The organism is Streptomyces sp. F001 (assembly GCF_004187715.1).
GTDB classification, from domain to species: Bacteria; Actinomycetota; Actinomycetes; order Streptomycetales; family Streptomycetaceae; genus Streptomyces; species Streptomyces flavusporus.
The window spans coordinates 49689-68147 of sequence record NZ_QZWF01000013.1 but is presented as its reverse complement, the minus strand read 5'-3'; the positions used below and the strand labels follow the sequence as shown (position 1 = coordinate 68147).

General features: G+C 70.5%; 15 protein-coding genes. 10 read left to right on the top strand and 5 right to left on the bottom strand.

The window, feature by feature from the left end; translation table 11 throughout:
• Window positions 1-219 precede the first annotated feature (219 nt).
• Window positions 220-729 (top strand): peptidase inhibitor family I36 protein, encoded by a 510-nt coding sequence (locus StrepF001_RS32235; RefSeq protein ID WP_240797777.1) that lies wholly within the window; start codon window positions 220-222, stop codon window positions 727-729.
• 62 nt (window positions 730-791) lie between these two features.
• Here StrepF001_RS32235 and StrepF001_RS32230 read toward each other — a convergent pair whose 3' ends face one another.
• Both StrepF001_RS32230 and StrepF001_RS32225 read right to left on the bottom strand, forming a co-directional pair.
• Window positions 792-1499, bottom strand: coding sequence for a response regulator transcription factor (locus tag StrepF001_RS32230; RefSeq protein WP_129801720.1), 708 nt, complete (start codon window positions 1497-1499; stop codon window positions 792-794).
• Complete coding sequence (locus StrepF001_RS32225) at window positions 1496-2362, bottom strand: histidine kinase (RefSeq protein WP_206307007.1); 867 nt, start codon at window positions 2360-2362, stop codon at window positions 1496-1498. Before StrepF001_RS32225 ends, StrepF001_RS32230 begins: the two co-directional genes overlap by 4 nt.
• 138 nt (window positions 2363-2500) lie before the next feature.
• Here StrepF001_RS32225 and StrepF001_RS32220 point away from each other — a divergent pair, with 138 nt between their 5' ends.
• Both StrepF001_RS32220 and StrepF001_RS32215 read left to right on the top strand, forming a co-directional pair.
• Window positions 2501-3214: an ABC transporter ATP-binding protein gene (locus StrepF001_RS32220; RefSeq protein ID WP_129801719.1), complete on the top strand. Its 714-nt coding sequence runs from the start codon at window positions 2501-2503 to the stop codon at window positions 3212-3214.
• On the top strand, window positions 3211-5526 hold the full coding sequence (locus StrepF001_RS32215) for an FtsX-like permease family protein (RefSeq protein WP_129801718.1): 2316 nt from the start codon (window positions 3211-3213) through the stop codon (window positions 5524-5526). The genes StrepF001_RS32220 and StrepF001_RS32215 overlap by 4 nt, the downstream gene beginning before the upstream one ends.
• Before the next feature lie 77 nt (window positions 5527-5603).
• On the opposite strand, the gene StrepF001_RS32210 is transcribed toward StrepF001_RS32215, so the two are convergent.
• A complete protein-coding gene (locus StrepF001_RS32210) occupies window positions 5604-6923 on the bottom strand; it encodes a jacalin-like lectin (protein ID WP_129801717.1) in 1320 nt (439 codons plus the stop codon).
• A 250-nt stretch (window positions 6924-7173) separates the two neighbouring features.
• Between StrepF001_RS32210 and StrepF001_RS32205 the strand changes: the two genes are divergently transcribed.
• Window positions 7174-8868 carry a PHP domain-containing protein gene (locus tag StrepF001_RS32205; RefSeq protein WP_129801716.1) on the top strand — a complete coding sequence of 565 codons (1695 nt, stop codon included), beginning with the start codon at window positions 7174-7176 and terminating at the stop codon, window positions 8866-8868.
• Window positions 8865-9377 carry a hypothetical protein gene (locus StrepF001_RS32200; RefSeq protein ID WP_129801715.1) on the top strand — a complete coding sequence of 171 codons (513 nt, stop codon included), beginning with the start codon at window positions 8865-8867 and terminating at the stop codon, window positions 9375-9377. Before StrepF001_RS32205 ends, StrepF001_RS32200 begins: the two co-directional genes overlap by 4 nt.
• A gap of 2 nt (window positions 9378-9379) precedes the next feature.
• On the opposite strand, the gene StrepF001_RS32195 is transcribed toward StrepF001_RS32200, so the two are convergent.
• On the bottom strand, window positions 9380-9787 hold the full coding sequence (locus tag StrepF001_RS32195) for a RidA family protein (RefSeq protein ID WP_129801714.1): 408 nt from the start codon (window positions 9785-9787) through the stop codon (window positions 9380-9382).
• 218 nt (window positions 9788-10005) lie between these two features.
• On the bottom strand, window positions 10006-11217 hold the full coding sequence (locus StrepF001_RS32190; protein ID WP_129801713.1) for a serine hydrolase domain-containing protein: 1212 nt from the start codon (window positions 11215-11217) through the stop codon (window positions 10006-10008).
• 503 nt (window positions 11218-11720) lie between these two features.
• On the opposite strand from StrepF001_RS32190, the gene StrepF001_RS32185 reads away from it, so the two are divergent.
• The 5 genes from StrepF001_RS32185 to StrepF001_RS32165 all read left to right on the top strand — a co-directional run bounded on the left by StrepF001_RS32185 (window position 11721) and on the right by StrepF001_RS32165 (window position 18327).
• Complete coding sequence (locus tag StrepF001_RS32185) at window positions 11721-12065, top strand: hypothetical protein (RefSeq protein WP_129801712.1); 345 nt, start codon at window positions 11721-11723, stop codon at window positions 12063-12065.
• Window positions 12066-12397: 332 nt separating this feature from the next.
• The gene (locus StrepF001_RS32180; RefSeq protein ID WP_206307006.1) at window positions 12398-13222 is read left to right on the top strand and encodes a ribonuclease BN; all 825 of its coding nucleotides are present in this window, start codon (window positions 12398-12400) and stop codon (window positions 13220-13222) included.
• Window positions 13223-13272: 50 nt separating this feature from the next.
• Entirely contained in the window at window positions 13273-15978 is a 2706-nt protein-coding gene (locus StrepF001_RS32175) for a LuxR C-terminal-related transcriptional regulator (protein WP_129801711.1), read from the top strand.
• A gap of 186 nt (window positions 15979-16164) precedes the next feature.
• The gene (locus tag StrepF001_RS32170; RefSeq protein ID WP_129801710.1) at window positions 16165-17793 is read left to right on the top strand and encodes an MFS transporter; all 1629 of its coding nucleotides are present in this window, start codon (window positions 16165-16167) and stop codon (window positions 17791-17793) included.
• A gap of 18 nt (window positions 17794-17811) precedes the next feature.
• Window positions 17812-18327, top strand: coding sequence for a hypothetical protein (locus tag StrepF001_RS32165; RefSeq protein WP_129801709.1), 516 nt, complete (start codon window positions 17812-17814; stop codon window positions 18325-18327).
• Window positions 18328-18459 lie beyond the last annotated feature (132 nt).

Genomic DNA, 18459 nt, shown 5'->3' with positions numbered 1-18459 from the left:
TTGAGCGAGACCCGACGAACACCCGACGTCTCGTTCTGCCTGAGGCACCCCAGGTCAGAGCGCTGCCCTGCCTCAACTTCAGCGAGACGGGACACCTACGGCTGAGCGAGCCAGTGCTCCGGCGCCGCGTGCAGGGCGTCGACGGCCCGGTCCCGGGACACGGGGTGAGGTGCGGGCCGGCGGACGGAAATGTGTGGCGCATTTCCTTCTTGGGGTGGAATGGCGGTGCTTATATCGTCGCTTGCTGCGCCGGACGGCGTTTTCCACGAGAAAGGGGGAAAGGTGAAATCGCGAATATTGAAGTCGAATCGAATTCGAGTGATGGCCGTCGGGACGGCCGTCGCCGCGGCGACGGCACTGGCCGCTCCGAGCGCCCACGCTGGTACCAATACCCCGACTGTGAGCAGGGACGATCTCGCGCGAGCCGCGGTGAGCTGTCCCAGCGGATACGTCTGCTTCTGGACCGGGTCCAATTTCACCGGCTCCAAATGCCAATGGGACGTGGCCGACCCCGACTGGCAGGGCGGGAGCATCCGTTGTTCCTGGTCCGCGACCCACAATGTCAAGTCGGTGTTCAACGCCGGCACGTCCAGCGCGACCGGTGTGGCCTATTACAGCGGCGCCAATTATGTGAACCGTAAGGGCTGCACGCGCCAGCAGCACGGCGGAAACCTGGCGGGCACGTACAAGCTGCGTTCCCACCGGTGGATCTCCGGCTCCTGCGGCTGAGCCGTCCGGCCGGGCCGAGGCGGCTCCCCGCCGGAAGCCGCCTCGGCCCCCGCAACTACGCCTCATTGTTCTGGGGAGCTCCTGGCGTTCGAGTCGCCCGGTCTGACCAGTCCGGTCTCGTACGCCAGCACCACGGCCTGGGCGCGGTCCCGCAGGGCGAGCTTGGCGAAGATGCGGGCCACGTGGGATTTCACCGTGGCCTCGCTCAGGGTGAGCCGGTCGGCCAGTTCGGTATTGGACAGGCCGCGGCCCAGGAGGGTCAGGACCTCCAGTTCGCGGGGTGTCAGGGGCGCCAGGTCGGTGTGTGTGACCGGTGAGTGGACCGGGGGCTCCGTGGCGAAGCGTTCCACCAGACGGCGGGTGATCGAGGGGGCCAGCAGGGCGTCGCCCGTGTTCACCAGGCGTACCGCCGCCGCCAGGTGCTCCGGCGTGACGTCCTTCAGCAGGAAGCCGCTCGCGCCGATCGACAGGGCCTGGTAGACGTAGCGGTCCAGGTCGAAGGTGGTCAGCATCAACACCCGGCAGTCCGGGGCCTGTTCGAGGATACGGCTGGTGGCCTCCAGGCCGTCCATGGTGGGCATGCGGATGTCCATCAGCACGACGTCCGGAGCGAGTTCGCGTGCCAGCGCCACCGCCTCCGCCCCGTCGGCCGCCTCGCCCACCACCTCGATGCCGCGGGCGGTCAGGATCAGCCGGAAGCCGGTCCGGATCAGTGTCTGGTCGTCGACCACGAGGACACGGGGGCCTCGGTCGGCTTCCGGCGTCCTCATGGGCGGTCCAGGGGAATGCGCGCCCGGACCCGGTAGCCCCCGCCCAGGCGGCGACGGGCGTCCAGGTCGCCGCCGTAGACCGCGACCCGCTCCCGCAGGCCCAGCAGGCCGCGGCCCGTGCCCTCACGGTGGCGCTTCGGTGACGGCTGGGTGTGCGCGTCGCCGGTCAGCACGCTCGGGCCGGTGTTCAGCACCTCCACGCGCAGCGCGTGGTCCGCGTACCGCACGGTGACCTCCGCCTTGCCGCCGTCGCCGTGCCTGAGCGCGTTGGTCAGCGCCTCCTGGACGATCCGGTACGCGGTCACGTCGATCCCCTGTGGCAGCGGGCGCGGCTCCCCTGAGATCCGCACCTCGACGGGCAGCCCGGCGAACGAGATCCGGTCGACGAGCGCGCCGAGGCGGTCGAGGCCGGGCTGGGGTGAGAGATCGGGTGCGGTGCCGACACCAGAACCCTCGCCATCCTCTTCCTCCGCGTCCTCGCCGCTCTGCGACGGTGCCAACAGGCCCAGCAGATGCCGTAGATCCGTCATCGCGCCCCGGCCGGCGTCCTCCACGGCCCGCAGGGCCGTCGCCGCCTCGTCCGGCATCGTGCCCAGCACCTCACGGGCGGCGCCGGCCTGCACCACCATGAGGCTGACGTTGTGGCTGACGATGTCGTGCAACTCGCGGGCGATACGGTCGCGTTCGGCCGCGATCGCGGCCCGGGCCGCGCTCTCCCGCTCGCGTTCGAGGAGCCAGCCGCGTTCCCCGACGGCCGCCTGCCAGCGGCGCCGCATCCGCACCAGCGCCACCGTCAGCCCGGCCACCGCCGCACACACCACCCCCAGCGCCGCCCACAACCCGTTCGACTCCCACTCCCACACGCGTTCACCTTGGCAGACGACCACCGGATCCGCATCGGCCTGTGGATGCAGGGGCCTGCATCTCCAGGACGATGCGCGGCCGATGTGCCATCCGGGGAGGGATGTTCAGGCACGGGTCCGCCTCTTAGCGTCCTGTGCATGGTCATTGAGGGCAGTAGGGGAGAGGCCGCCGCCGTCGTTCGGCTCGACGGTGTGCGCAAGGAGTACGGCGAGACGACCGCGTTGGACGGGGTGTCGCTGCAGATCCGGGCCGGGGAGGCCGTCGCGGTGATGGGACCTTCGGGGTGCGGCAAGTCCACCCTGCTCAACATGATCGCCGGTCTGGACCGTCCGACGGGCGGCACGGTCGTCGTACACGGCGAGAACGTGGGCGAGTTGAGCGAGAAGGGGCTCGCCCTGTACCGGCGGCGCCGGATCGGCATGATCTTCCAGTTCTTCAACCTCATCGACGACCTGTCGGCGCTCGACAACGTCGCGCTCGCCGCGCAGCTGACCGGCACACCCGCCCGGCAGGCCCGGCGCCGCGCGCTGGAGCTCTTCGAGGAACTCGGCATCATCGACCGGCGCCACGCCTACCCGGCGGTGCTCAGCGGTGGCGAGCGGCAACGCGTCGCCGTGGCACGGGCATTGATGAACCGCCCCGCCCTGCTGCTGGCCGACGAGCCGACCGGTGCCCTGGACAGCCGGTCCGGCGAGCAGGTGATGGACCTGCTCCTCGACCTCAACCAGATCGGCCAGACGCTGATCCTCGTCACCCACGACGAGCACCTCGCCCGGCGCTGCGCCAGCCGGCTGGTCGAAGTCGCCGACGGCCGGGTGACCGGCGATCACACCCTGGAGCCGTCCGCATGAGGGCGGTATGGCATGCGGCCCGCGCCGCGGTACGGCGACGCAGGCTGCAGACCCTCGTCATCGCCCTGGTCACGCTGACGTCCACGGCCGCGATGGTGGTGGCCCTCGGCCTGCTCGACGCGGCCTCCGCCCCCTTCGACAAGGCCTTCGGAAAGCAGCGCGGCCCGCATGTCGTCGCCGCATTCGACCCCGACAAGGTGTCGGACGCGCAGTTGACGCGGGCGGTCCGGGGGCCCGGTGTCGAGGCCGCCGCCGGGCCCTTCGCCCAGGCCACGGTCGAACTGCCGGGCGACGGGGGCATGAACTTCGGCCTCGGCAGCGAGATCACGGTCGTCGGCCGCGCCGACCCCGACGGCCCCGTGGACCGGCTCGACCTGTGGGCGGGCCGCTGGGCCACCCGCTCCGGCGAGGTCGTCCTGAACCGGGATCCCGGCTGGACCCCGGACGACCTGGGCAAGAAGATCCACGTGCCGCAGGGCCCGACCCTGACCGTCGTCGGCTTCGCCTTCGACCTGAGCCGGACCTCGGACGCCTGGGTCGCGCCCGACCAGATCGCAGCCCTGCACCCGACGACCACGCAGGTGCTCTTCCGCTTCGCGGACGCGTCGTCGGAGGAACGGCTGCGCGGACAGCTGGCCACGGTGACCGGAGGGCTCCCGGCGGACGCGCTGACCGCCTCACGGTCGTATCTCGCGCTCAAGCACCAGGTGGGCGGTTCGGCCCGGGCGTACACCCCCTACCTGATGGCCTTCGGCATCCTCGGCATCGCGGTGGCCGTGCTCATCATCGGCAACGTGGTCAGCGGCGCGGTGATCTCCGGCTTCCGGCACATCGGCGTGCTCAAGGCCATCGGGTTCACGCCGGGGCAGGTGGTCGCCGTCTACCTCACGATGATCTCCGTCCCGGCGGTCCTCGGCTGCGCGCTCGGCACGGCCCTCGGCAATCTGCTGGCGCAGCCCTTCTTCGAGTTCGTGTTCATGGGGCCCGACGCCGGGGTGTTCCACGGCAGTGCGTCCATCGCGCCCTGGGTGAACGCCGTGGCCCTGCTCGGCATGCCCGCCGTGTGCCTCCTTGCCGCGCTCGCCCCCGCCGTGCGCGCACACCGCCTGTCGGCGGCGCGGGCGATCAGCGCGGGCACCGCACCGCGCGCCGGGCGGGCCCTCGGCATCCAGCGCCGGCTGGCGAGCAGCAGGCTGCCGCGCTCGGTGAGCCTGGGGATGGGTCTGCCGTTCGCCCGGCCGGGCCGCAGCGCCCTCACGCTCGCCGCCGTGGTCCTCGGCGTGACCACGGTGACGTTCGCGACGGGCCTGGCCACCACGATGACCCGGTTCGGGAACGCGGGCCAGGATGCTTTCCAGGTCACGGCGTACGCCTTCAACGTCAAGGACGGCAAGGAGATCAAGCCGGAGCACGACGACCTAGAACTTCAGTCGCTGTTGGGCTCGTTGCCCGGCGCGCTCGAGGTCACCGCCCGGGCGAACACCGACGTGCGCGTGGCGGGCTCGGCACACGAGGTCGAGCTCGAGGGCCGTCGTGGTGACCGTCTCCAGCTGGGCGGCGTACTCACCGAGGGCCGCTGGATGCGCGGCACCGGCGAGATCGTGGCCGGATCGGCCTTCCTGCGCCAGAACGGCCTGCGGGTCGACGACCGGCTCGTCCTGGAGAAGGGCGACCGGGACGAAACGGCGGTCGTCGTCGGGGAGTTCATGGAGAGCAACGCCCGGCAGATCGTCGCCGACTGGTCCACGATGACGGCCCTGTCCCCGCACGAGAAGCCCATCGCCTACCACGTGAAGCTCCGCGACGGAGCCGACCCGGCGGCCTACGTCCGCGCGGCCAGGGCCGCCGACGCCGGAATCAGCCCGACAGTCCACGGCTCCAACTCCATCACACAGACCATCGTCGGCTCGGCCTCGGTGCTCACCCTGATGCTCGCCGTGGTCGCGTCCCTCGGAGTCTTCAACAGTGTCGTCCTCAACACCCATGATCGACGAAGGGACTTGGGCATGCTGAAGTCCATCGGCATGACGCCCCGGCAGGTCACGGTGATGACGGTGACGTCGATGGCGGTGCTCGGCGCACTCGGCTCTCTGCTCGGCATCCCGCTGGGCGTGGTGGGCCACCAGGTGGTCGTCCCGCGGATGGCGGAGGCGGTGGATCTCACCCTGCCGTCGTACATGACGGACGTCTGGCAGGTCCCTGCGCTGAGCCTCCTCGCCCTCGCGGGGCTCGCGATCGCGGTGCTGGGGGCGTTCGTTCCGGCGCGGAGGGCGGGGCGGTTGACGGTTTCGGAGGCGCTGCACAGTGAGTGAGCGGTGACCTCGTCACAATCCGGTTCGCCCTGGTCGTCATGGGCCTCGACGACCAGGGCGAACCCTGCCCCGGCCGATCAGTTGATCGGCGCGTACAGCACGCCGAGCTTGTCGATCTCGTCGCCGGAGCGGCCGGTGAAGCCGACGATCTGCCAGCCGGACGGGGCCGTGAAGCTCTTGGTGGCCGTCGTCGCCGTACCGGCCGACAGGGTGCGGCCCTTGTCCGTTGTGAATGCCGCGGAGAAGAGCCGCGTACGGCCGTCCTTCTGGCCCTGCGTCAGCTTCACCGAGGTGAGGTGCTCGCCGGAGGCCAGGGTCAGGGACGTCGCCGTGCCGCCCGTACCGCCGTGGGACAGGACCCTGCCGCCGTCGTGCGTCAGCGACACCGCGTCCAGGCGGGAGCCGCCGCGCAGGGTCAGCGTGCGGGGTGACGGGGCCGCCGGCAGGTCGTCCGCGTCGTTGAAGGCCGTGCCGTGCGGGCCGCCGAAGAAGTCGCTCGCCTTCAGGGACGGGTTGACGGTGTAGGAGAAGTCGACCGTGTGCGGGAAGTGGTCGGAGAGATGCTCGCCGTCGGAGCGGAGGAAGGACGCCCACTCGTTGTGGTAGCGGGTGGCGTCGAGGGTGACGAGGTCGCTGCCGCGGTAGAGGACCTTGTCGACGACCTCGCAGTCGTTCGTCGGCGCCGCCGCGTCGCAGACCAGTGCGTCGCTGCCCTGCGCGGGCGGCGTACCGTCCTTGACCAGGTCGACCCACGGGTCCTTGAGGCCGTTCTCGCTGACGAGGGTGCGGATGTTGTCGCCCGCGCGCGTGTACCGCGTGTTGGTGTCGCCCATGACGATCACGGCGTTGCCCGCGGAGTTGGCCTGGATGAAGTCCGACAGCTGCTCGATGTTGGCGCGGCGGGCGGCGAGGGCCGCGTCGGTCACGTCGGCGTTGGTGTGGACGTTGTAGAGGTCCACGAAGACGCCCTCGGCGAGGCGGACGCGGGCGAGGGTGAAGCCCTTCGGGGTGAGGCAGTCGGCGTTGGTGCAGTCGTTCCAGTCGACGCGCTGGAAGTCCTCGAAGGTGTGGTCGGAGAGGGTGTTGAGGCCGTCGCCGATCCCGGCGCCGCCGCTGGTCGCGGTGCGGTACGGGTGGGTGTCGTTGGCGTAGAGGGAGGCGTGGTAGTTGAAGTCCTCCTGGACGTTGACGATGTCGTACCCGCCGAGCCGCTGCCCGATCAGCGGGGTGTTGGTCTCCGGGTCGCTGTCGCCGAGGCCCAGGGGCAGACCCGCGATGTTGTACGTCAGGACGTTGAAGGTGCCGGTGGTGGTGGCCGCCTGGGCGGGGGTGGTGGTGGCGGTGAGGCCGGTGAGGGCGAGCGCGCCGGCGGCGAGGGCGCCGAGGAGTCTTCTCATGGGGGGTGTCTCCGGTGGGGGAGGCGAAAGAGAGTTGAATGGTGCTCAGGTTCCAGCCCAACCAGAGTGACGTACAAGGGGAGTTGAGGAAACTGTGCATGCCGGTATGAGCCGCCGCGCCCGCGTCGCCCACCGCACACCCCGCGGTCGTTCAATGTTCATCTTCTGCCTCGATTCTCCTCACGCGGCGCAGCAGTGCCGTTGGAGGCGGCCACCGCAGAAGACAGCGGTGGAGTGAGAGAGGCGCATCATGGGGCACGGCCACAGTCACGGACCCGGGCATCACCACCACCACGACCATGACCACGAGCACGCGGCGCTCCCCGCCGCCTTCGACACCTCCGTGCCCGACGAGGCGCTGAACCCCGAGCAGCAGTCACGCCGTTCGCTGCTGCGCCGCGCCGGTCTCCTCGGCGCGGGCCTGGCCGCCGGGAGCGTTCTCGCCCCGCAGGCCGCCGCGCACGCCGCCTCCTCGGGCAGCCGCAGGAAGGGCTTCCTGTGGCTGGCCGGCGACCACCACATCCACACCCAGTACAGCAACGACGGCAAGTACCGCGTCGTCGACCAGGTCCGTCAGGGCGCCAAGCACGGCATGGACTGGCTGGTCATCACCGACCACGGCAACGCCACGCACGCCAAGATCGGTGTGGAGAAGGTCAACCCGGACATCCGGGAGGCTCGCTCCGCGTACGAGGACACCCTCGTCTTCCAGGGCCTGGAGTGGAACATCCCGGCCGCCGAGCACGGCACGGTCTTTGTGCACCCCGGCAAGAACGAGGTCTCCGTCCTCAAGCAGTTCGAAACCGATTACGACGGCAGCGTCAAGGGCGCCTCCGACTCCACGCCCGCCAACGAGGCGCTCGCCGTCGCAGGTCTGGCCTTCCTCTCCGACCAGGTGCGGCGGCGCAAGGTCAAGGACGCGCTGATGCTCGCCAACCACCCGGCGCGGCGCGGTGTCGACTCCCCGCACGAGATACGCGCCTGGCGCGACGCGACCCCCGCGAGCCACCAGATCGCCGTCGGCTTCGAGGGCGCGCCCGGCCACCAGGCCGCCGGCATCCCGGCGCCGCTCGGCATGGCCCGGGCCCGCGGCATCTACGACAACAACCCCAGCGCCAACTCCTTCCCCGGCTACCCCCTGGAGTCCTACCGCACCTGGGGCGGCTTCGACTGGATGACCTCCACCGTCGGCGGCCTGTGGGACAGCCTTCTCGCCGAGGGCAAGCCGTGGTGGATCACCGCCAACTCCGACTCCCACCAGGTCTACGCCGACACCGCGATGCGCGGCCCGAACAGCGACTACAACGCCAACGGCAAGTACGAGGACCCGGTCTACGGCGGCAAGATCGACCTCACCCAGGGCGACTACTGGCCCGGCTACTACAGCCGCACCCACGTCGGTGCGGACGGCTTCTCCTACGCCGCCGTGATGGACGGCATCCGCGCGGGCCGCATCTGGGTCGACCACGGCCAGCTGATCAGCGGCCTCGACGTCCGGGTGTCCGGCGGCAGCCGCTGGGCGACGCTGGGCGGCGCGCTGCACGTCCGCAAGGGCACGAAGGTCACGCTGACCGTGGACGTGGCCCTGGCCGGCGGCCCCAACTGGGCCGGTTTCGTCCCGCAGTTGGCCCGCGTCGACGTCATCCAGGGCGATGTCACCGGCGAGGTCGCCGACAAGGACACCTTCACCGCGCCGACGGCCAGGGTCGTCAAGTCGTACGAGGTGAACAAGTCCACCGGCACCGTCCGGCTCAGCTACGAGCTCGGCCAGGTCGACCGCCCCGTCTACGTCCGCCTGCGCGGCACGGACGGCAACCGCACCGCCGTCGGCCCGATGGGCGCGGCCGTGGACCCGGGCGGCCCGGCTCTGGACGTCGTCGGTGACGCCGACCCGTGGGCGGACCTGTGGTTCTACTCGAACCCGGTGTGGGTCCTGCCGTCGTGACGCCGTACGTCCTCACGGTGGACGCGGGGACGCAGGACCTGCGCGCGGCCGATCACCTGCTCCTGACGCTCGCGGCCGAACTCGCCCTCCCTGAGGGCACGTTCGGCTGTACGCACCTGGTGCGGGGGGACCGGCCGCGGGTGGCCCTCTCCTTCGCGGTCGAGTCGCAGGAGGTCCTGGACGCGGCCCGCGAGTGGCTGACGGCCAAGGGGTACGAGGTGACGGACGGCGCCCCCGACGAGGCCGGCCGTGCGGTCCTCTACCCCGGCTCGGAAGCCCTCACCGGCACGCTGACGATCGCGGAGCTGCTGTCCGGCTCCGCGATCGACCGCGTGACGGTCCTGGGCGCCGGTTCGGAAACCGCGGCGGAAACCTCTGTCGTCACCCGGGATCACATACGCCCGCAGTGGCAGAACGGCGAGCTGGTCCTGGCCGTCATGCCGGCGGCGGGCGGCACACTCGTCCCGTTCGAGGTCCCGGCCCCGACCCCCTGCTGCGCCGACCACTGAGGTCACTGGTGCGTCACGTCGAGGCGGACGACCGCGCCGATCTCGACGAGCTGGTCGGGCAGCGCAAGGTCGGAGACCCCCATGACGGTGCTGGTGGGCCGGTGGTCGCCGCAGTACGCGGCGTGCAGACGGGCGACCGTGTCGAAGTGCTCCCGAAGGTTCCTGACGAGGACGGTGGTCTCGACGATCTGGTCGCGGGTGGCGCCGAAGTGCTCCAGCACCCGGTCGAGGTTGTCGAGAGTCGTCCTCACCTGGAGCTCGAAGTCGCCCGCCCCGACGAAGGCCCCGGTCATGTCGTGCGACAACTGCCCGGAGATGTAGAGCGTGTCGCCGGCCTGCACGGCCTGGCTGAACCCGTAAAGAGACTCCCACGGCATACCGAAGTTGAATTCCTTGGACCGAACCGTCAAGGTTCTCTCCTTGTAGTCGACCGAACCGTCCCCGCCCGGAGGGGACGACAAGTAAGACCAGCATCGCCGCGACGGTGTGACAGGTGCTGCCGTACCACCACAAGCCCGAGAACCATTCCTTCGATCGGGCGAAGGCGGCAGCGACGGGACGGCCCGGTGGGGAAGCCGCGCACAGCGAGCCTCACGTCGCACCGGGCCGTCATGGGTGGAGGGCTGACTCAGCGGCGGACGACCTGGGGGGCGATGTCCTCGGTGAATCCGTTCGTGTCGGATCCGGAGGGGGATGCAGCCTTTGTGCCGGTGGCTCCGCAGAACGTGGCCTCCAGCGTCGCACCGAGTGTCGCGTTGACGGTTCCGTTGTTGGAGGTGTTCGCCAGGGAGGTCATGCTTCGGGTGCCGTCGGCGGTGGTGAAGGCGTAGGTGTAGTAGCCCTGCACGGTGCCGGTGTGGCCGTAGACCGTGGTGCCGCAGGACAGCTTCCTGGCGCGCAGACCCAGGCCGTAGGACTGGCTGCCGTCCGCGTTGACCGGAACCATGGTCATCATCTGCTCCAGCTGCTCGGCGGGGAGGAGCTTCCCGGAGACGAGCGAAGAGAAGAAGCGGTTCAGATCTGCTGCGTTGGAGATGACCGCACCTGCGGACTGCCCCCACGAGACGGTCTGCTCGGTGGAGTCGACCAGTGGCAGGGTGGTGTCGTCCTGACGGAGGTAACCGCGGGCATAGGAGCCGGCGATGGTTGTCTGCGGGTGGACGTAGGAGGTGTTCCTCAGCCGCAGGGGACCGAAGATGCGCTGCTGGTAGTGGGTGGCCATGGGCGTGCCGGTGATGCTCTCGATGAGCTGCCCCAGCACGACGAAGTTGGTGTTGGAGTAGCTGTAGGCCGCGCCCGGTGCGTTGTTCAGAGGGCGGGCGGTCGACAGATCGATGAGCTCCTGGTAGCTGAACACCTTGTTCCGGACCGACTCGAAGCCCGGAACGGTGTAGTAGAACATGTCGTTGGTGTAGTCGTACAGGCCGCTGCGGTGGCTGAGCAGGTGCCGCAGGGTGATGCGGTCGTCGGGCAACGACTTGGGCAGGTAGTTGTTGGCAGGGGCGTCGAGGTCCACGCGCCCTTCGGCGGCGAGCTGCATCAGCACCACGGTGGTGAAGGTCTTGCTGACGCTGCCCACCCGGAACCTGCGGCCGGTGTCCATCTTGGTGTGGGTGGCGGTGTTCGCCTCCCCGGTGACGATGTGGTAGCTCCTGAAGCCATCGTCGATCCGGGTGAGCGCTCCGGGCGCGCCCTGTGCTACGGCCGTCTTCTGAACGGAGCGCACCGCAGCGGTGTCCGGGGCGGGAGGGGCGGAGCTGTCCGCGACGGCAGGGGAGGCCGCCAGCGTGGCGATCAGGGTGGAGCCGGCGAGCATCATGCTCACGTCTTTGATTCGCATCCGAATCTTTCTGATGTGAAGAGTGGGAACGTGCCGCGCGGGCCGGACGCCCCGTCCGAAAGCCGTATCCGCACGGTCAGCCGAGCCAAAGCACGGGGGGACTCGTGCGGTTGGGCGGACGCAGAAGGGGGGTCGTGGTTCTCGGCCTGGGCGGAACCGCAGGCATAGTAGTACGGAAAAAGTGTGTTTCATAACGTGTGATGTCAGAAGACGATGTGTGCCGGGCCGGCACAAGGGATCTCGGCCAGGAGGATCGGACTCGGCGGTGCCCCCCCCACTCTCTGCCGCTTCCACCAGGGAGATATGCTGAATTTCGGTATTGATCCGGTGCTCCGCGCGGGGAGAGAGTCGACGCGTTGTCGTCATGCATCGTTCATGCGTGGGCATCCGTGGCTGGTCACAACATGTGTTCCGTCGGTCTGCTTCCACGTCCGAACGGCCTGTTGTGATGCGCCTTGCGCCGCGGTGCAGATCGACAATTCCTCACCCGCCTGGAGGGCCTTGTGGACGCCAGCGATGAGGCCGCACGCGGCCTGACCGACATTGAAGGATTCCTGTTCTGGGAAGCCCACCGCCGTACCGCTCAAAGTCGTGCGGCCACATTCGCCGCACGGGTCGCCGGGCTGAGCGAGAGACAGAAAGCCGAGATCGAGCGGTGGTACGTGGAAGAGCAGGTCCGGGTGTGCCGGATGATGACGCAGCACATCACCGAGCACATCACCGCGGTGGAAGATCACCACGCCAAGCGCTGTACACAGCTGCGCCGGAGCGCATACCTGGCGGCAACTCTCATCACCGTGATGATGCTCGGCCTGTGCAGCACGATGATCATCGCTGTCGTCGGCTGACCGAGCGGCCCAGAACCGGGCAGTGCACGATCAGTTGATCGCCCTGCACAGAGCCTGAGCGGTCATCCGCCGACGGTTCTTCACCGTCGTGGTGTGGCCTTGCCAGATGCTCCGCCAAGCACAGTGACTACTCAAGACAGTGTGATTCTTGTCATCACACTGTTTTCCGCTCGTCGGCGGACGACCCGGCGTCCAGCCGACGTCATCCGTTCACCCAAGTACCTGTCGGCCTGGTGCGGACGCACCGGGAAGCAGGTTGACTTGATTCCATGGCAGGCCGCGGGACGTCCCCCGGCCCGCGCGGGCGGCGCGGGGGCAAGCCTGTGCAGCGGATGTCCCTGGATCCGAGGCGCTGGGCGGCAGCCCAACGCCTGAGAACCGGCGAGGCAGGCAGGCTGTGGAGTCAGCTCACCGCGGTCGACTTCTTCGGCCACTCGTTCCAACTGGCCGCACTCGCCCTGCTGTGCTTCTTCCCCTTCCTCATCGTCGTCACTGCCGCGGCCGGCCGTGACGCCGCTGCAGTGGTCGCCAACTGGCTGGGACTGAACAAGCAGGCGGCCCAGGCCGTGGCGTCCCTCTTCGTGCCCGGCCATGGTCCGGCCACCCTCACGGTACCGAGCGCATTCCTGCTGGTTCTCGGGGCCGTCGCGGTCGCCGGCGTCCTGCAGAGCTGGTACCAGATGGTTTTCAGCGTCCCGGTCCGGGGATGGCGGGACATCGCAGCACGGCTCTACTGGCTCGCGACACTGCTCGCGTACGCTGCGGCGCAGGCAGCGATCGGCAGAGCCGTCGGCGGGCCGCTGCTCCAGAGCCTGTGCGGCCTGGTTGTGGCGACGTTCTTCTGGTGGTGGAGCATGCATGTGCTCCTGGCGGGAGCCGTCCGGTGGCGCACCCTTTTCCCGTCGGCCCTCGCCACCGGTGTCTGCTGGGCGGGCCTCGGGGTTTTCTCCGCCTTCTACTTCTCCGCGGCGATCGTGGCCAACGAGCAGAGGTACGGCCCCATCGGCGTCGTCATGATCATCCTGTCCTGGCTGGTGGCGGTGGGCGTGGTCATCCACCTCGGAGCGGTCCTCGGCCGTCGGTACCTCGAACACCGCTCACGACCGGCTCCCACGAGCGGCCGACCCACCCGGGGCGCCTCCCGGCGGGACGACTGAGGCAGGGACCCTCGGCCCTGTGCGGCGCGCTCGTACGGGGGAAGACTGTGATGCTGGTGGGAGAGAGCAGTCCCCCGCAGACAGGGGTGGTGAACGTCGTGGCAGTGAGCGACGAAACCCCGCACGGACCTGCCATTCCGTACGTCGATCCGCTGGGAGACCCGTTTCTGCGGACACGGTTCGCCGTGCCGGCGAGACCCGTCACGTTCCTGCGGCGCGAACGGCTGGCCGATCACCTCGATCAGGCCCTGCTGACACCCCTGACGGTGGTCAACGGTGCCGCCGGTGCGGGCAAGACCCTGCTGGTCGCCGACTGGGCCGCGGGCCTCGGGCGGCCGGTCGCCTGGCTCACCCTCGACGCGGCGGTCCAGGGCCCGGTGATGTTCTGGGCCCATCTGCTCCAGGCCCTGCGCGCCGGCGGTGTGACGGTGCCCGGCGAGACCGGCTTCCCCGTCGACGCGGGCGAGGTGAACCACACGTTCCTCACCCGGCTCGCCGCGCAGCTCAGTGGCAGCGACCGGATCGTGATCGTGGTGCTCGACGAGTACGACCGCGTGATCGCCCCGGAGATCGCGGAACAGCTGGAGTTCGTCCTGCACCACGCCGGGCCGGCACTGCGCCTGGTCCTCGTCACCCGCACCGAGCCGCTGTTGCCGCTGCACCGGTACCGGGCGGCCGGCACGATGACCGAGATAAGGAACGCCGAGCTGGCCTTCACCCCTCAGGAGGCGGTCGCGCTGCTGGAGCTCCATGGACTGCACCTCTCCGTGCCGGCGGCGCGTGCTCTGGTGGACCGCACCCGGGGCTGGGCGGCCGGCCTTCGGCTGTGCGCCCTGGCCGCGCAGGAGAGCCCGGACCCGGAGGTCTATCTGAAGGAGTTCGAGGCGGGCCACAGCACGGTCGCCGACTTCCTGCTGGCCGAGGTGCTCAAGCGGCAGACGCCGCACACCCAGGACCTCCTGCTGCGCGTCAGTGTCCTGGACCGCTTCTGCGCCGACCTGGCGAACGCGCTGACCGATCGGACCGATGCCGAGCCCGTCCTCGCCGGCCTGCACCGCGAGAACGCGTTCGTCGAGGACCTCGGACACGGCTGGTACCGCCTCCATCCACTGTTCCGGGAAATACTCCGGGCCCATCTGCGGGAGCGCTGTCCCGGCCTGGAGCCGGAACTGCACCGACGGGCCGCGCAGTGGCTGCGGCGGTCCGGGTGGCTGCCGGAGATGCTGACCCACGGCGCCGCCGCGGGAGACTGGGAGTTCACCGCCCGTGCCCTGGTCGACGACCTGGCGATCGGACAGCTGCTCACCCGCCTCTGCTCCGACGACCTGGCCGACCTGCTCGCCGGCATGGGACCTGAGGCGACGAGCCCCGCGACGGACCTGCTCCGCGCGGCTTGCGAGCTGTCCCGGCACGACCTCGAGCGCGGTCTGGCCCACCTCCACCATGCCGAGCAGCAGCTGGACGCTTCCGGGCCCGCGGCGGCCCGGCTGAGCTGCGCCCTGCTCGAGGTCCTGGCGGCCCGGCTGGCCGGATCCCCTCGCCGGGCGGAGCAGGCCGCGGCAGCGGCCCGGGAGCTGCAGCGGGAAGTCCCCGCCCATCTGCTGGACCGGCACCCGGAACTTCCCGCTCTGCTGCTGACCCATCTGGCCTCCACGCAGCTGTGGGCCGGGCGCTTCGACGAGGCGCGAGCCGCCCTCACCGCGGTGGCCGGCAGCCCCGGCGGTGCCTCCACGGCGATTGCTCGGGAAGAGTCCCTGGGGCACCTGGCGCTGATCGACTACCTCGACGGGTGGCCGAGCAGGGCGGAGCGCAACGCCTGTGCGGCGACGAGTGAGGCAGAACGGTTCAGCCTGCCCCAGCCGTGCGGCTCCGGACTCGGACGGCTGGTCCTGGCCGCGGTGGCCGTCGACCGGGACGAACTGGGCCGGGCGCAGGCACTCCTCGACCAGACGCCCGACGCGGTGACACGGGACCCGGTGACGGCTGCGGGCCGGGCCGTCGTGACGGCCCGGCTGCTCCTGGCCCGGGGCAAGGCGCGCGCCGCGCTGGCGGCCGCGGATCCGGCCGTCTCGGCCGACGTCGCCTCGCCCTGGGCGGAAGGCCACGCCGCCCTGGTCGCCTCGGCCGCCCACCTGGCCGAAGGCCGCCCGGACGCGGCCGCCGAGGTGCTGCGGCAGGTGGCCGGAGGGCAGCCGGCGTGTGCTGTGGGCGCGGCACGGGCGCATCTCGCGGCAGGCGATCGGCTGGAGGCCGTCCACGCACTCGACGGCATCGCCGCCGAGGGGCGCGTCGGCCCGGCGGTGCGCGTCCGCGCCACGCTGGTCCGGGCGCAGGCCGCGAACACGGCGGGAGACGTCGCCACCGCCCGCAGGCTGCTGGCCGAGGCGCTCCAGGAAGCCCGGCGCGAGAGGCTGCGCCGTCCCTTCCTGGAAGCCGGACCGTGGCTCGGGCCCTTTCTGGCATCGGCACCGCTGCAGCAACTGGCGGCCGGCTGGCTCACGCCGGGCCCCCCGGCACGAGGCGAGCCGCTCCGTCCCGCAGCCGAGCCGGCGCCCCTGCTGGTGGAGCGGCTGAGCGGACGTGAGCGCGAAGTGCTGCAGCGGCTCGCCCGGATGATGTCGACCGAGGACATCGCCGCCGATCTGTATGTGTCGGTGAACACGGTGAAGACCCACCTCAAGAGCGTCTACCGAAAGCTGGCGGTGAATCGGCGCCACGACGCGGTGCGGCGGGCACGGGAGCTGGGGCTGCTGTGACCCACTCGCCGATGACCGCGCGCCGGCCCTGAGCCGCGGCGGATCCATGCGGTTGCGGCGCTCTCCCCCACGGCGGGTGAGGTGCCGGGTGGGCGTTTCGGGTGCGATGGGAGCGGCGGCGGGCCTGCCCGGCGCCGCCCGGGATACCCGTGCCGTGGCCCGGGCCGACTCGGCGAGGTGGACACCGTGACACACTGGCGGGCTCTCATCGCCCTGGGTACCGCCCAGTTCTTGATGGTCCTGGACACGTCCGTCATGAACGTCTCCATCAGCCAACTGGTCGACGACTTCGACACCGAGGTCACCGCCATCCAGGCCGTCATCACGCTGTACGCGCTGGTCATGGCGGCGTTCATGATCGTGGGCGGCAGGTTCGGGGACATCCTCGGACGGCGGCGCATGTTCTTCCTGGGGCTCGTCGTCTACGCCATCGGGTCGGCCCTGACCGCCATGGCCCCCACCTTGTGGGTCCTGGCGCTGGGCTGGTCGGTCATCGAGGGGCTCGGGGCCGCGATGGTGCTGCCGGCCATGGCGGCCCTCGTCGCCGAGAACTACCGGGGGCGGGACCGGGCCGTCGCCTACGGCGTCATCGGCGGACTGGCCGGGGCGGGGATCGCGGTCGGCCCGTTGCTGGGCGGCTGGGTGACGACGTACCTCACCTGGCGGCTGGTTTTTGCCGGTGAGGTGGTGATCGTCGTGGCCGTTCTGTGCTTCCACCGTGTGATCGCGGTGTCCCCCCGGACCGGTCGGCGCCCCCGGCTGGACGGTGTCGGCGCCGCCCTCTCGGCTGCCGGTCTGGGGCTGGGCGTGCTCGGGGTGCTGCAGAGCGGCACCTGGGGCTGGGTGCGGCCCCGCAACCCGCCCTTCACCGTCCTGGGCTTCGCTCCGACGCTGTTCCTCATCGGTGCCTCAGTGGCCGTACTGGCCGGCTTCGCGCACTGGGAGCGGCGGCGGGAGGCCCACGGCACCGATCCCCTGGTGCACCTGTCCCTGCTGCGTCAACCCGTGCTGCGCTCCGGACTGTTGTCGTTGCTCAGCCAGAACCTCATCCTGCTGGGGCTGTTCTTCACCATCCCGCTGTACTTGCAGGTGGTGCAGGGCTTCGACGCCTTCCAGACCGGTCTGCGACTGCTCCCGGTGTCCGCCACCATGCTGGTCGCCTCCACAGTCGGCTCCCGGCTGGGGCGGGTGGCGGGACCGCGCCGGGTGGTCCGTCTGGCCCTGGGCACCCTGGCGGCAGCCGTTGTATGGCTGCTGGCCACCATCGACCCGGTCATCGACGACGCGCAGTTCGCCGCAGCCATGGCCCTGCTGGGCGTGGGCATGGGCCTGCTGGCCTCGCAGCTGGGCAACGTCGTCCAGTCCAGCGTGGGCGAGGAGGAGCGCAGCGAGGCGGGTGGGCTGCAGTTCACCGCCCAGAACCTGGGCTCCGCGCTGGGCACCGCACTCATCGGGTCGCTGCTCATCGGCGCCCTGGCCCACGCCTTCACCACGTACGTGGAGGGCGACCCACGGCTGTCGGAGGAAGCCCGTCGGCAGACGGGCGTGGCCCTCGAAGCCGGGATCAGCTTCGTCCCCACCGAGCAGGTGCGCTCGGCGGCCGAACGCGCCGGGCTGCCACCTGCCGAGGTCGACGCCCTCGCGGACTCCTATGCATCCGCGCAGCTGGACGGGCTGAAGGCGGCGATCCTCGCCACCGGTGGGATCACTCTCGCCAGTTTCCTGGTCACCCCGCGTCTGCCGGCCGGGCGGGGAAGCGGGACGCAGACCCCCGCCACCGGTGCCCCGACCGAGGTGCCGGGCTCGACGCGCTGAGTCCGCAGGGAGACCGCGATGCACCAGACAGAGCAGAGCACGCCCAGGGAGCGCAGAATCGAACGCCGCGCCCACGCCGACTACACCGGTGGCGTCTACGGCTCCATGCTCGCCGCCTCCGTGATCGTGGGCGCCGGTCACCTGGGCTCGTTTCCACGTGTGCAGCTGGTGCTGCTGCTGTTGCTCACCGGCGGGGTGTTCTGGGGCGCGCATGTGCACGCCCAGTTGTTCGGGGCGCGCCTGGCGCAGCAGACCCTGGACCGCCGGGCCGTGCTGCACGCGTTCCGGGATGAGTGGACCATCGTGAAGGCCGCGATCCCGCCGGCCGTCGCCGTCGCCGTGAGTCCGCTGCTCGGCCTGGACGTGCCCGGTGCCCTCTGGCTGGCGCTCGCCGTGGCCGTGGCCGGGCAGGTGGGCTGGTCGATGGCCGCGGCACGGCGTGCCGGCACGTCCTGGCGTCTGACGGCCGTCACCGCATTGGTGAACCTGCTGCTGGGTCTACTGATCATCCTGTTCAAGATCATCCTGCACTGACAACTGACAGAGGTCGTCCGCGTCGGCGGCGCCGGATCACCTGTACCGGGTGAGGGCGGGAGGCGTATCGAGGCGCACGATCGCAGTCAAGGGCGCCGTCCGGCTGCCCTTGGCGGTCCGGGGAGAGCAGCT